Origin of the sequence: Steroidobacter gossypii (assembly GCF_016801985.1) — a bacterium.
In the GTDB taxonomy this organism is placed as follows: Bacteria; Pseudomonadota; Gammaproteobacteria; order Steroidobacterales; family Steroidobacteraceae; genus Steroidobacter; species Steroidobacter gossypii.
Map to the genome: position 1 here is coordinate 529,367 of NZ_JAEVLS010000004.1, position 14,219 is coordinate 543,585.

The 14,219-nt window shown below is 62.2% G+C and carries 8 protein-coding genes; 1 reads left to right on the forward strand and 7 read right to left on the reverse strand.

Translation table 11 applies throughout. From position 1 onward, the window contains the following. Positions 1-3: 3 nt before the first annotated feature. The 5 genes from JM946_RS19220 to JM946_RS19240 all read right to left on the reverse strand — a co-directional run bounded on the left by JM946_RS19220 (position 4) and on the right by JM946_RS19240 (position 9,110). The gene (locus JM946_RS19220) at positions 4-1,215 is read right to left on the reverse strand and encodes a UxaA family hydrolase (RefSeq protein WP_203168981.1); all 1,212 of its coding nucleotides are present in this window, start codon (positions 1,213-1,215) and stop codon (positions 4-6) included. Continuing rightward, on the reverse strand, positions 1,212-2,351 hold the full coding sequence (locus tag JM946_RS19225) for an amidohydrolase family protein (protein WP_203168982.1): 1,140 nt from the start codon (positions 2,349-2,351) through the stop codon (positions 1,212-1,214). The genes JM946_RS19220 and JM946_RS19225 overlap by 4 nt, the downstream gene beginning before the upstream one ends. Continuing rightward, positions 2,348-3,340: an aldo/keto reductase gene (locus JM946_RS19230; RefSeq protein WP_203168983.1), complete on the reverse strand. Its 993-nt coding sequence runs from the start codon at positions 3,338-3,340 to the stop codon at positions 2,348-2,350. The genes JM946_RS19225 and JM946_RS19230 overlap by 4 nt, the downstream gene beginning before the upstream one ends. A 148-nt stretch (positions 3,341-3,488) precedes the next feature. Further along, positions 3,489-5,780, reverse strand: coding sequence for a pectinesterase family protein (locus JM946_RS19235; RefSeq protein ID WP_203168984.1), 2,292 nt, complete (start codon positions 5,778-5,780; stop codon positions 3,489-3,491). 87 nt (positions 5,781-5,867) lie between these two features. Next, positions 5,868-9,110 carry a TonB-dependent receptor gene (locus tag JM946_RS19240; protein ID WP_203168985.1) on the reverse strand — a complete coding sequence of 1,081 codons (3,243 nt, stop codon included), beginning with the start codon at positions 9,108-9,110 and terminating at the stop codon, positions 5,868-5,870. Positions 9,111-9,409: 299 nt separating this feature from the next. Between JM946_RS19240 and JM946_RS19245 the strand changes: the two genes are divergently transcribed. Continuing rightward, positions 9,410-10,282 carry a rhamnogalacturonan acetylesterase gene (locus JM946_RS19245; protein WP_203168986.1) on the forward strand — a complete coding sequence of 291 codons (873 nt, stop codon included), beginning with the start codon at positions 9,410-9,412 and terminating at the stop codon, positions 10,280-10,282. A gap of 59 nt (positions 10,283-10,341) precedes the next feature. Here JM946_RS19245 and JM946_RS19250 read toward each other — a convergent pair whose 3' ends face one another. After that, entirely contained in the window at positions 10,342-12,672 is a 2,331-nt protein-coding gene (locus JM946_RS19250; RefSeq protein WP_407700584.1) for a glycoside hydrolase family 31 protein, read from the reverse strand. Between the two features lie 62 nt (positions 12,673-12,734). Then, positions 12,735-14,219, reverse strand: a complete 1,485-nt coding sequence (locus JM946_RS19255; protein ID WP_203168988.1) for a tryptophan halogenase family protein — start codon at positions 14,217-14,219, stop codon at positions 12,735-12,737.

Consider the following 14,219-nt stretch of genomic DNA (forward strand, 5'->3'; position numbering starts at 1 on the left):
GGATCAACCTCGATGAGCCGCGCGCGGGAAACATCCCGGACCGCTCGGCTCGAACGTCTTGTAAGTAAGAATGAACTCGCGATGGCCCATGGCCTCGGACTTGGTGGGCTGGCCGGCCGCGACGGCCTCGACCAACGCCACGATCTCGGCGCCCACTTCGTCCAGACTCGCCTGGCCTTCGAGAATGCGCCCCGCGTTCACGTCCATGTCCTCGGCCATGCGTCGATAGGTGTCAGGATTGCCGGTCACCTTGATCACCGGCGCGATCGCCGAGCCGACCACAGAGCCGCGCCCTGTCGTAAACAGCGTGAGATGCGCGCCGCAGGCCATCAACTCCACGATCTCTGCATTGTCGGAGATGTTGGGAAAACCAAATTTTGGCGCACCGTCGGGCACGACGTCGAGCAGATAGAGACCCGGCACTTCGGGAATCTCCGCGGGTTTGATGACGCCCACGATGGGCGATGAACCCGACTTCACGTAGGCGCCCGCGGATTTCTCTTCCTGTGAGCTCAAGCCGCCCTCGGCATTGCCAGGAGCGAAGCTGCCGAAGCCCATCGCGCGGTAATAGGCTTCCGCTTTGGCGATGGACGCGACGATCGCTTCGGCCACGGCCGGGGTCGCAGCCCGTGCGGCCATCGGACCTTCGCAGCCGATCATCTCGCCGGTTTCTTCGAAAATGCAGGTCGCGCCCTGCGCCACCAGGCGATCGAAGGCGCGGCCGACGGCTGGATTGGCGGTGATTCCGCTGGTGCCGTCCGAGCCACCGCAGATGGTCGCCACCACCAGCTCGTTCATTTGCATGGGCACACGGACTTCAGCGGCCGCCATCTTCTCCTTGAGCGCGGCGACGGCGGCGACACCGCGATCGATCGCAGTCCGCGTACCGCCCGCCTGCTGGATGACGATGGTGTCGACGACACGACCGCTATGGGCGACGTGCCTCGCCAATCCCTCGCGATTGAATGACTCGCATCCCAAGGACACGAGCAACACACCGCCGACATTCGGGTGCGTGGCCAACGCCTTCATCATTCGCGTCGCGTACTGATTCGGATAGCAGCCGGGAAAGCCGACGAGATGCACATCCTCAGCGTCGCATCGATCGACGATGCGCCGAGCCACGTGGTGCGCGCACTCCACCAGATACGCGACGATCACGACGTTGCGAATGCCTTTGCGTCCGTCGCTGCGCAGGAAACCATTGAAGCTCATGAACCGTCTCCGCCCAGCGCGCGCGTATGCGGACTGATGTAGTCGCTTTTCATGTTGTGTAGATGAACCCAACCGCCCGCGGCCACTGCAGCGGTGGCCGAGCCGATCGAGGCGCCGTACTTGATGACTTTCGTGCCGACCTGCAGCGCTCGTCGCGCGATCTTGTGGCCCAGCTCAGCCGGATCGAGCACCACCAGGTGCTCTTGCTCGCCGATTCTGATGCGCTCGCCCGCCGCGACGGGACGGCAGCAGACTACGACGTTGTCCGCGGGATGCAGCAGAATCGCCGCCGCCTGGGCTCTGAGATCGAGATGGTAGATGCGCGCGGCATTGCCGCCGAGGACGGCCCTGCGTTCCGTGGCGCTCAGCCGGCTCAGTATCTGCTGCGTCAGTTCAAACCATTGCGAGTAAGGTGCTGCTTGGGTCAGCACCGGCCAATCGCTGCCCCATAACGTTCGGCAAGGACCGAACAAATCCATGACGACTTCAGCGTGTGCCGACACATGCTCCTCGCTGGTGTTCGGGACGAGCTGCGTCAGCAATCCCGAGAGCTTGCAAGCGACGTTGTTTCTAGCAGCCAGCCGGCGCATGCCGTCGCGCCACGCCAGGTCGGGCTGGGCACTGATGATCGGCTTCGCCGCGTGATCGATGACGATGCTGAGGTCGGGATGGCGCTCGGCGATCTGTTCGATGGCGCCGATGTGTTGAGGATGGATCAAGGCGTCGAACACCAGACCGTGCGAGGCGAGTGCTGTCAGCGCCGGTGCACGCGTGGGATTCAGAATCCATTCCGGATCGTCGAGATCTTGCAGCATGGGCCGAACCCCGACCAGCTTGCGATGCCGAGCACGGCTTGCCACCACGTCGACGACATTCTCCGCGTCGAAGTCGATCCATCCCACGACGCCAAACACCCACGGCGTTTGCTCGGCGATGCCGAGAAGATAATCTGTCTCGGCGGCCGTTGGGGCCGCTTGCACCAGCACGACGCCGTCGACGTGAGCCGGCTCGAGCAGTGCATGCAACTCTTGGACTTCGAAGCGACGATACAAACCCGTGAGCTCGGGCTTCAACCAGCCATAGTCGCCGCGGGCCGGATCCCAAAGATGCACGTGAGCATCGACCACAATGTTCATGACGATTTGGACTCCGGCACCGGCGCGTTGTCGCGGATCAGCCGTTGCGATTTCAGTTCATTCCAGAATGCGTCAGGAATGCGTGCGCGGTACAGCTCCAGCGTTTGCTCGACCTGCGCGGGTCCGCATAGACCGGGGATCACAGACGCCACTTGCGGATGCGCCAGGGCAAATTGCAAAGCTGCCGCTGGCAACGCTACGCGGTGCCGCTCGCATACATCCTCCAGCCGGCGCACCTTCTGGATGACATCGTCTGGCGCGTGCTCATAGTTGAATCGCGGGGTGTGGGCTCCGCGCGTGCCCGTCGCCAGGATACCGGAGTTGTATGGACCACCGATCACGAGCGACACACCGCGCCGTGCGCACTCGGGCATGAGCTCATCCATCGCACCCTGCTCCAGCAACGTGTAGCGGCCGGCGAGCAGGATTACGTCCAGATCGGCTTCACGCAATAGCGTGAGACACACGTCGATCTCATTCACGCCGAGACCGAACCCGTCGATCTGACCTTCACTTCGCAGCACCTCCAGCGCGCGCAGGCCGCCCCGCTTGGTGAGTTCCATCATGCGTTGCTGATGCGCGTCGCCATGAGTGATGGAGCCGATGTCGTGCACGTAGAGCACATTGATGCGCGCCAGCCCGAGTCGCTGCAGGCTCGCTTCCCACGAGCGCATCACGCCGTCGTAGGAGTAATCGAAGATCGGCGAAAACGGCATTGAAGAGCGAAAGCCGTGGCGCTCACGGTCATCGACCACCTCCGGCGCCGCGACCAGCACCCGGCCCACCTTGGTCGAGATCACGACATCGTCCCGGCCTCGCAGAGCATCGCCAACGCGGCGCTCGCACAAGCCGAAGCCGTAGTACGGCGCGCAGTCGACGTAAGTCACATCTGCCGCCAGTGCGCTCGCCAGTGTGGCCTGCGCATCGGCCTCCGAGATCGGCTGATACAGATTTCCGAGCGGCGCGGCGCCCAGCCCGATCTCGGACACATGCAGGCCGGTCCTGCCAATTCGACGGCGCGGGATTCGGGATACTGGCTGCGGTTGCATTGCAGACACTCTACGCACTCACCAGCAACGCAGTCGCTTCGCAGATGCGCCGGATCGATCTGTCAGCCTTGATCATTGGGTCCTTGGGTCAGGGGCTCGTTGGCGTCCAGCCATCGTTGCCCTTCAAGAATCTGTCTCGTTGCCACTGTTGCGCCTCGGCCGGCGAGAGCCGCTGCGCGTGAGGTTGCCGTCTTTTCATATCCGCCATCCGGCCGGTCGACTGGAACTCGGCGTAATAAGCGCGCTGCAATCGATCGGTCTTGCCGGGCGTCCACTCGCGCCAGCCGTCGGGATGCAGATTGCCATCGATCCGGGTGTTCATGAAAATCACGGCCGCGTAATCGCGCCACGGCCGGCCGAAATAGATCGATCGGGCGCCGGCATCGCCGGTGATGCGACAGTGGTCGAACACGAATGCCTTGTCCTGGTCCGGGGCAGTGCGCGCGTGCGCCGTGATCAGGATTTCATCGTGAGCAATGGCGTGCAAGTGGCAACGCTCGAAGAACGCCTTGGAGTCGCCGAAAATGAAATCCACGTGGCCTTCGATATAACAATCCCGGAAATATTGCCGACTGGTCGGGCAAGGCTCGGTGGCGCATTTTTTCGCGCCCGCATAGAGGGTGTCTTGCGCTCCAAGCAATCGAACCCGGTCGAACACCGCTCGGTCCGCAGTCACCGATAGCGCCACCGCCTGCGACTGGGTGGTAGCGCGCAAGTGGTAGTCGTTCTGGATGGTCAGATTCACGGCCTGGAAATCGTCGCCGCTGACATGCAGCGTTGCCGAGCGGAACGTGCCACCGGCAGTCGCAGCCGCATCGCCCCACACCAGCACCACATCTTCGGGCCGCTGGCCGAGACCACGAAGTCGCACCTTTGACTTGTCGATGCTCAGCTTCTCTCGATACTGCCCGGGCGCAAGCAGCAACTCGCCCCCGCCCTCAGGCAACGCATCCAGCGCCTCTTGCAATGAACCGTAAGCCACGCCGTTATACGTCACGCGCGGTTGAACACTCACGATATCGTTGAGGTACGCCTCGATATTGGTGTAGCCATCTCCGTCCGCATCCTGCGCACTGTCATCGAGTGACGGATTCAAACCGTGCTCGCGCTCCCATGCGTCGGGCATGCCGTCGTTGTCGGCATCCTGCGGTGGCGGCAACGATCGAAGCTCCGGCCAGCCGCCGACATCCTTCTGACTGTCGATCAGGCTTCCATTTCGATTGCGCACGCTCTGCACGACACGTCGATCGACGGCATCGCGCACCAGCGACGCACCGGCGTAGTTCAACACACGCTCATACGCGCTGTTAGCTGGGTCACGCGCTACCGGCGCGACCTCCACCGCTTCCGTCAGGCGATAGCGCCCTTGCGACTTGCCCGTGACGTGGCGCCATGGATCCCCAGGCATCTCGCCATTCATGGTGTTGCCCGCGAACCAGGCCTGGGCCAGTTCGTTGGACTCGGCGAACATCACCTGCCCGGTGGACTGAGGCCCCTGGATATACGTGTTGTCGACGAAGTTATAGCGAACGATTGAAGCCTTCCGACCGGTGTCCGCGTTGTAGCCCGCATGTTCACCGCCCCAGTTGTAGAAAACGTTGGAGCGATAGTCATGGAACGCTCCGACAGGGTCGCGATCGGGCTGTGCCGGGTTGCCCGGTCGCGGATTGCGCCCGGAATGATGCGCCCAGAGATTGTGATGAAAGCTGATGCGCGTGCCAAAGCCGCCGGCGATCAGCGAGCCGTAGCCGTGCGGTCCTTTGACGTGCAGCGAGTTGTTCAACGACTCCGCAATGATCGACCATTGCACGGTCACATCGTAGAACCCGTCGGCCGGATCGCGAAAGCCATTGTTCACCGACAATGTTTCGTCCACCGACCAGCTGGCGGACACGTGGTCCAGAATGATGCGCCGGCCGCTCCGAACCCAAATGGCGTCGCTTTCCGCGCCCTGCTCGTCGCCGAGCCGAGAGCGCAGATATCGAATCACCACATCGTCGGCCTCGACGACGAGTTCGTGATTCTTCAGGGTGATGCCGTCGCCCGGCGCGGTCTGTCCGGCGATGGTGACTCGTGGTGCGGCGATCCGGAGCGGACTTTCCAGGGCGATCGTGCCGGAAACATCGAATACGATGATCCGTGGCTCCTGAGTTTCGATCGCGGCGCGCAGACTGCCCGGCCCGGTGTCGTTGAGATTGGTGACTTTCAACACGCGCCCGCCGCGGCCGCCCAGCGACAAGCGCCCTGCGCCCTCCGCGCCTGGAAACGCCAGTACTTCACGGCTCTGTGCACCGGAAGTTTCAGGCGGCTGCCGGGTTGCGCACGCAGCAAGCCCACCGAGCGCGATGCCGCTCAACGCAATCGACCACCACTTCGACATGTTCGCAATCGTCTCCTTCTCCAGAAAGATCCGGACCGCCGGCGCTCGAAGGGGGCATCTCACGCCGACAGCCCGGATCCGCAGCAACTAGAAGCGCAGTCGAACGCCGGCGAAGAATTGCCGGCCGGTGGCGCGGTATTGAGTCACCAGCGGATGATCCTGGTAGGCCCAGCGCTCATCCTCCTGATTGGTGAGATTCAGCGCCTCGAAGTTCAGCGTGACCGCGTCGTTGAGCACGTACGAGATCGACGCATCGAGATTCAGGGTCTCCTCGCTACCGACGAAGTCGTTGATCAAAGGCGAATCGCACACGCCCGGATCGCACGAGCCCGACGCGAGTGGATACTGCGTAACATAGCCATCGCGGAATGCGCTCGACAGACGCGCGCTCCAGCGTTCCGTTTCGTAGTAGACGGTCAGGTTGTACGAATCCGGCGATGCGCCGAGCCACGGGCCGGGCTGCACCAGGCGCGGTCGCGAGCCGTCCGGCGTGCCCGGATCGATGATGTACAGCAGCTCCGAATCGATATGCGTGTAGTTGGCCTGCACGCCGAAGTTGCTCATCCAACCCGGCAGGAAGGTCAGGTTCTGCTGATAGGTGATCTCGTAGCCCTTGATGTCGCCGCCCGGCGCCGATTTGAACTGCCGCACATCGAACGGATTGTCCGCCAGGATGTAGTTGATGGCGTTGGCGTTGGTCTGCTGCGCCAGGATCTGCTCTATGATGGCCGGATCCAGGAACGACGACAGCGTCTGCGTGGTGACGATGGTCTGCGGATAGGCATCGATCTTCTTGGTGAAATACGCGGCCGACAGCAAACCGCCTTCGGCGAAGTACCATTCCACGCTGAAGTCGAAGTTCTTGCCGCGGAACGGATCGAGCTTCGGATTGCCCAGCGTCATCGACGCCCCGGTGTTGTTGCCGTTGGTCGGGATCGACAGGGAGGTGATGCTCGGCGCGAGATTGCCGAGCAGCGGGCGCGCCATGACTTTGGCTGCGCCGAATCGCAACAGCAGGTCCGGGACGATCTCGTAGCTCAGGTTCAACGACGGCAGCGTGTCGGTGTAGTCGTTGCTGGCCTGAATGGGTCGCGAGCCGGTGGTGAAGCCGTTCGCTTCCACATCGGTCATGGCATATCGAATGCCGGTATTGCCGCGCAGCTCGCGGCCGAACACGTCGAAACGGAAATTCAGCTGCGCGTAATAGCTCTGGTCATCCTCGATGACGCCGTATGCGTTCTGTGGCGTCGACAGGTACGACAAGCGCCAGTCGCCCCACTCGTTCACGCAGTTGCAATCGAAGCCGGTCGCACGTCGGAAAGCGTTGAGATCCGGCGCAAGAAACCGACGAGGCACGCCCGCGGGCACATCGAGACCGTCGCCAAACGTGAACACACGGCTCATCTCCGACACCGATTTGCCCAGCTCGAGCAGGCTCGGGTTGAGGGTCTCGGTCGTGAGCCGCTGCAATTGGCGGGTCTCGAACTCGTAAGTGCGCAGGCTCGCCCCGACGTCCACGCTCACATCCGGCGTGACTTCGAAGTTGAAATCCAGCCGCGCGGTTTCGAAGCTGTTTTTCACTTCGCGCTGATACATGCGCAACGCCGAGAAGCCTTTGACGACATCCCAGTTGCTCGGGTCGGCCGCGTCGAAGCCGAAGTCGTAGACCGGCATGGAGCCGCCGCCACGATCGTCGTAGACGAACGTTCCAGGGGAATCCATGCGATTGAATTCGGCCAGCAGACCCTGGCTGTCATTGGTCGATTCCGACTGGCCGTACACGGCTTTCATGCGCAACCGATCGCTGAATTCATGATCGACGTTCAACGACACCTGGTTGAACTCGGTGGTGTAGAAGCTCGCGTCCGCCGCCGAACGGAAATCCACGTTCTGCAGCACCAGGTAGTCCGCCTGATTGGCCTCGTTCACATGCGCGTCCAGCAAGCGGGTCGCCGGTCGACCGATCAACGCGCCCCGCATCGCCAGGCCCAGTCCGGTCGGATCGACCTGATAGCCCACCGAGCCGGGATGGTTGTAGTACTCGTACGGCTCCAGATTGTTCGGATTCCGACTGTACCCGCCGGCGAACACCGGCGTGGATCCATAGAACTGCTCGCCGCAGTCGATGGCGTCCTGCGTGGCGGTGGCGGCTCGCGAAGTGCAGGTCGCATACATTCCACGGCGAGTCGCTTGCGAAGTGCTCGCGGTGGCGGTGTTCAGATTCGCGTTGGTATTGTTGCGATTCATACCGATGGGCGAGATCTGATAATTGATCTGGTCCTGCTCGAACTTCGAGTACAGGCCATCGAGACTCACCATGGTGGTGTCGGTGGCCTGCCACTGCAGACCCAGGGTCACGCCGAGGCGCTCCTGCTCCAGCTGCGCTTCTTCGATCGCCGGCAACGCCGGGATCACTGTCAGGTCGTTCAACTGCGCGTAAGCCGCGGGATTCGAGCCGCTCAGCGCATCGCGCACTCCAGGATTGGTGATGGTGGACGGCAGCATGCTCGCATCCGGCACCGCGAAGCCGCGAATCAGATTGGGCGCCGTGGTGGAAGCGAACGTTGCGCCTCGATAGGCGTAGTCGGCCGATCCCGGGGAGCGCCGGTACGCATCGATATTCTGTTCGCGCTTGTTGAATGCCGCCGAGGCCATCACACCGAGCCGTCCGTCGAAAAATTGATCGGCGATCAGTCCGGCCAGTCGGGGATTGTGAGTTTCGCCAATCTCGTAATAGGCATCCTGCACCGAGAACGCCATGGTGCGTCGGTCGAAATCGAGCGGCCGTCCGGTGATCAGATCCACCGTCGCGCCCAGCGAACCTTCGTCGATGTCGGCGCTCGCGGTCTTCTGCACTTTCAGCGAGCTGAACAGCTCGGAGGCAAACGTGTTGAAATCGAAACCGCGGCCGCGGTTGGGGCTGCTGCCGGAGTCGCTCGATCCAGCTGTCGACAGCGCTTCCAGTCCGTTGATGCGAACTCGCGTGAAGTCGCTGCCGAGGCCGCGCACAGTGATGGTTCGGCCTTCACCGTTGTCGCGATCGATCGATACGCCGGGCAAACGTTGCAGCGACTCGGCCAGATTCGCATCTGGAAAGTCCGCCATGTCCTCTGCGTTGATCACATCGACCATTTCCGCGCTGGCTCGTTTGTCATCGAGCGCGCTACGCAGCGCTTCGCGATAACCCGTGACCACCACTTCTTCCAGGCGCGTCGCTCCGGTGTTGTCGCTCGCTCCCTGCGCGAACACCACCGGCTGCACGGCGCCGACTGCGATGGCGCCCAGCGCCACACGGACTGCGACTCTGACGGTCGCGTTGCTCTTGGACATACTCATCCCCCTCGCACGCAATAAGTTTTTGTCGTGTCGTCGTGCGCGTGCGCCAAGGTCGTTGACACCGGTGGCAACTCGGGGAAAATGCTTTCCCGACCGAAATCAACGCATTAGCGCCGCGCCGTCCCCGAGCGGTCCCGGCGCAGAGCCGTGCCGATCCGGTGACTTTCATTAATGATGTTTTCTTCATATATGAAAGTCAACCGGCTTTGACGCGTAGCCATGCGAGTCTCGGTTTACCGCTACCATCCGAAGCGGCCTGCCTGGCAGGTCGCGTGGCTTCCACGGAGATATCGATGCGAGTGCAATCCTTGTTGGGCAGTGCCCTGTTGTTTGTTTCGTTCAGCTGCCATCCCGCGAGCGCCGCTCCGGAAGCGCCGAAAAAAATCCAGGCGTCCAAGATCATTTTGATCGGAGATTCGACCGTGGCCGTGCAGGGCGGCTGGGGCAGCAGTTTCTGCGCCGAGCATGTGACTTCGTTCGCCGCCTGCGTAAATCTTGCGCGAGGCGGTCGCAGTTCAGGCAGCTACATCGCGGAGGGCTCGTGGGAGCTGGCGTTGAACGAAGCGCGCACCCCTGGATACGTCAACAGGTGGGTGTTGATTCAGTTCGGCCACAACGATCAGCCGGGCAAGCCGGGCCGCTCCACCGACCTCGCCACTGAATTCCCCGCCAACCTACGCCGTTATGTGACCGAGGCTCGAGCCGTGGGAGCCAAGCCCATCCTGGTCACTCCACTCACCCGCCGGCAGTTCAAGGACGGCAAAGTGCAGAACACACTGATCCCCTGGGCCGACGCGGTGAAGCGCGTGGCCAAAGAGATGAAAGTTCCGGTGATCGATCTGAACGCCCTGAGCAGCAGCGCGGTGGAGGCGATGGGCTCGACCGCTGCAAATGAATTCGCGCAGCGTCCTCCGTCACCGGAAGTTGCAGCCGCCGCGGCGACCGGCACGACGATCGAAGCGCCCAAGGAGACCAACGATCGGCCGCCAGCGAACAACGCCAAAGCCGCGGATCCCTCATTGCCGCCGCTCGCGCAGCCGAAGCTGTCATTCGACTACACCCATCTGGGTCGCAAGGGCGCCGACTACTTCGCCGCGATGGTCACCGCCGAGCTTGCAACGCAAGTCCCGGAGATGCGCCCGCTGTTGATCGTCGATCAGCGGTAAACGCGAAAGCGGAAACTTACGCGTGGTCGAGCAGGCGACGTCTCGCCTGCTCGGGCGCGCTAACGAGCTCGCACGACCTGTAACAGCTCGCGCACCGAACGACTTACAGCTTTGTCTCCCTCGGTCGTGAGCTGGCCGGCTTTATCGTCCCATTTCAATCGTGTCGTTCGTCCCTTGCCCTTTTCGTAGTCGTACGACACTCCGTCATCGTCGTACAGCGCGAACTCTGCGTTCTTGCCCGGGTACACACGGAGCTCCTTGAGCGCTTGAGGTGTCGCGGTGCTTGGAATATCCACGCCATGCGGCACGATGGAGCCCGCACGCACGAATAACGGAATCACATCGATGGGCGCCGCCACGGTGACGGTCTGGCCACCCGACAGTTTTTCGTTGGTCCAGTAGTTGTACCAATCGCTGCCGGCGGGCAAGTACACCTCACGGCTCTCTCTGCCCTGCTCCGTGACCGGCGCCACCAGGAATGCCGGACCGAACATGTATTGATCGCCGATGTTGAAAACCTTGGGATCCTTGGGGAAGTCCATGAACAAAGCGCGCATGAACGGAGCGCCTGTGTCGTAGGTCCGCTTGCCCAGCGAATACAGATAAGGCATCAGCGTGTAGCGCAACTTCAGATATCTGCTGATGACGGCTTCTGCTTCCTTGCCATACGACCAAACCTCGGTTTGCTTGCGCAAGCCATGCGCGCGCATGGTAGGAGTGAATGTTCCGTACTGATACCAGCGTACAGCCAATTCCGGGTAGTCGTCGTAGTTGCCGACGACATCGCGCGCGTCGGACGGATCGACGAGTGGCTTGCGCTCGGGCCCGTCGGCGGGCGTGTGCCATTGCCATCCGCCGATGTCGTTGCCCCAGTATGCAAGGCCAGATGCCGTGAAATTCAGGCCCGTCGGCACCTGCGCCCGCAGCGCCTCCCACGTCGGATGAATGTCGGACGACCAGAACAAATTGCCGTAACGCTGCGCGCCAAGGTAAGCCGCACGCGCCAGGATCAAACTGCGCTTGTTGGGACGATCTCGGCGGGAGCCCTCCGCAACACCTTGCGTGTGCACCAATGGATAGAGATTGCGGTATCGATCGCCCGATCCGATGCTATACAAGTAACCATCCGGCACCAGGTCGGGCTCGGTTTCATCCAGCCAGAACCAGTCGAATCCCTGCGAAGCAATGTTGTCCCGGATCTTGCCCCAGAACCATTCGCGCGCTTCGGGATTGGTGCTGTCGAGCAATGCCCCGGCGCGATCGTTGCGCACGGGCAAGCCGTCCACGGGACGGCCGTCCTGATGTTTCAGGAAATAACCCTTGGCCGCGAGCAAATTGAAGTAGCGCGACTCCAGCTCGAACCGCGGCCACACGCTGATCATGGTGCGTATACCCTGATCGTTGAGCGTCTTGTTCATCGCCGCCGGCGCCGGAAAGTCGACCGGATTGATGTCGAGCTGACCCATGCGCGTCCAGTGGAACCAGTCGACCACCATGATGTCGAGCGGATAGCCGCGCTGACGATAACCCGCCGCCACATCGAGCACTTGCTGCTGATTCTCATAGCGCGCCTTGCTCTGGATGTAACCGAACGCAGCTTTTGGTGGCAGAGGCGTGACTCCCGTGAGCTTGCGATAGCCCGCGTAAACGTCATCCGCGTTCGCGCCCGCGATGACGAAGTACGAGACGCGCTCGCCTACTCTCGACTGCCATGTCGTCCGGCCCTGCAACCCCGCCGAGATGACGGTGCTGGAAGGGTTGTCCCAGATCACGCCATAGCCTTTGTTGGTCACCAGGAATGGCACGCACACCGTTTCGCCCGCGGGTGCGTCGTAGTTATGTTTGCAATCGAGGGTGCGGCCGCGGTGATCCAGGATTCCTTCCTGATTCTGACCCAGGCCGTAGTAGTGCTCGTCGACAGGCGCGACGAAACTGGCGCCGACACGGAAGGTTTTCTCGCCGTTCACGGTGTGCGGGGCCAGTTCCCAGCCGCTCATCTCGACGATCACTTCCCCACCGGCCCTGCGCATCACCAGGGAGACTGGCGGCAATGAGGAAGCGAAGTAACGTTGCATTTGAGTTGGCGGACCGGGCCGCGGCTGCGCCTTCACTTCGACCGACATGGCCGGCGAAGTGAAAACATCGGCGCCCGAATCGGCGACTGAGTGTTTCCAACCGTCGGCGTCGGCGCTGGCTGTGAACCCATAGCCGGGTGGCGCTACCACCCGCTCCTTCTCCAGGCTCAACGTCACGCGCACGATATTGTGACCATACGGCTCGATCGCGACCCAACTGCCGTTACGATCCAGCAGCCCCAACGGTTGCGCCTGAACTACGCCGCCAATGAGCAGCCCGCTCAGGACCATTGCCGCACGACCGAGACAGTCCATGGTTACACGCATCAACGTCATCTGAGGGTTCTCTTGCGAAACTTCGAAATCGTTTGCTGACATCACGCGGCCTTGCAATGGTTCTCGATGAACTGCCGATGGCTCGGCATGCGTGCGATTGCCTCATGCAACCTGCGCCGCAAGCCCTCAGCCTTCTGCTGCAATTCCGCAAGCGGCATGATGTCGGCCAGCGGATCCCATCGTTGCGGCTGAACGCCTTGTCCCAGCATGACTGCAACCCAGCTCGCATCCGCAAACAGTTGTCCATCATGCCTGGCGACTTTGGCTCGCGAGCGAAACAGCTCGAGCCGATGCGCCAGGCTGTCGGGAATAACCATGCTGGCGCAGTCTCGCCAAAATTTCTCTTCGCGTCGATTGGCCACGTAATGCAGGATGATGAAGTCGCGGATCTGCTCGTACTCGATGCCACAGAGGCGATTGAACTCCTGCTCCGCGGCGGGATCGGGCATGCTCGATCGCGGCAGCAACGACAGAAAGCGAAACACCGCCGCCTGCACCAGATGCAGGCTGGTCGATTCGAGCGGCTCCATGAAACCGGCCGCCAACCCCAGCGCCACGCAATTGCCATTCCAGAATCTCTTGCGGCGTCCGGTCGTGAAACGTAACAAGCGCGGCTCCGCGAGCGGATTGCCGTCCAGGTTATCGAGCAGAACGCGCGTCGCTTCGTCTTCGTCGACGTAGTTGGAGCAGTAGACGTGACCGTTGCCGATGCGATGCTGCAATGGAATGCGCCATTGCCATCCCGCCCGGTGCGCCGTCGAACGCGTGTACGGCACGATATCTCCGCTGAGCTCACACGGCACGGCCAGCGCACGATCACATGGCAACCACTGGCTCCAGTCTTCAAAGCCGGTCTGCAGGGTGCGCTCGATCAACAGGCCCTGGAAGCCGGAACAATCGAGGAAGAAGTCTCCGGCGACCACGCGACCGTCCTGCAGTTGCAGACTTTGGATCAGTCCGTTTTCGCCATCGCGAGCGACGTGCACGATGCGACCTTCCATGCGCACGACGCCGCGTTGTTCGGCGTAGCTCCTCAGAAAGCGCGCATACAGCCCGGCGTCGAAATGGTACGCATACGCAAGTTGCGGCATGTCCTTGGGCATGGATGGGAACGGCGGCAGGAAACGGCTCTGGACGGCGGCGATGGCTGCGGGCGAATAGTCTGCAAGTGCAAACGGATGCCCATGCGCGCTCAGGCGCAGCCAGAACTGATGAAATGAAATCCCGTCGATGTTGGCGCCGAACTCGCCGAACTGATGAAAGTATCGCTGGCCGAGCCGACCCCAGTGATGAAACTCGATGCCCAGCTTGAAGCTGGCCTGCGTGGCGCGCACGAACTCCCGCTCGTTGATCCCCAGCACCTGGTTGAAGAACTGCAGCGGCGGGATCGTGGCCTCGCCGACGCCGACCGTGCCGATCTCCTCCGACTCGACCAGCGTCACCCGGTGCGCACCCTTGAGGGTATGCGCCAGGGCGGCGGCGGCCATCCAGCCCGCCGAGCCGCCGCCTGCGATCACGAAGTGCAT

Coding starts and splice junctions, on each gene's coding strand:
- JM946_RS19245 (WP_203168986.1), top strand. CDS start 9,410: ATGCGAGTGCAATCCTTGTTGGGCAGTGCCCTGTTGTTTGTTTCGTTC.
- JM946_RS19220 (WP_203168981.1), bottom strand. CDS start 1,215: ATGAGCTTCAATGGTTTCCTGCGCAGCGACGGACGCAAAGGCATTCGC.
- JM946_RS19240 (WP_203168985.1), bottom strand. CDS start 9,110: ATGTCCAAGAGCAACGCGACCGTCAGAGTCGCAGTCCGTGTGGCGCTG.
- JM946_RS19250 (WP_407700584.1), bottom strand. CDS start 12,672: ATGGACTGTCTCGGTCGTGCGGCAATGGTCCTGAGCGGGCTGCTCATT.
- JM946_RS19235 (WP_203168984.1), bottom strand. CDS start 5,780: ATGTCGAAGTGGTGGTCGATTGCGTTGAGCGGCATCGCGCTCGGTGGG.
- JM946_RS19255 (WP_203168988.1), bottom strand. CDS start 14,219: ATGCACTTCGTGATCGCAGGCGGCGGCTCGGCGGGCTGGATGGCCGCC.
- JM946_RS19225 (WP_203168982.1), bottom strand. CDS start 2,351: ATGAACATTGTGGTCGATGCTCACGTGCATCTTTGGGATCCGGCCCGC.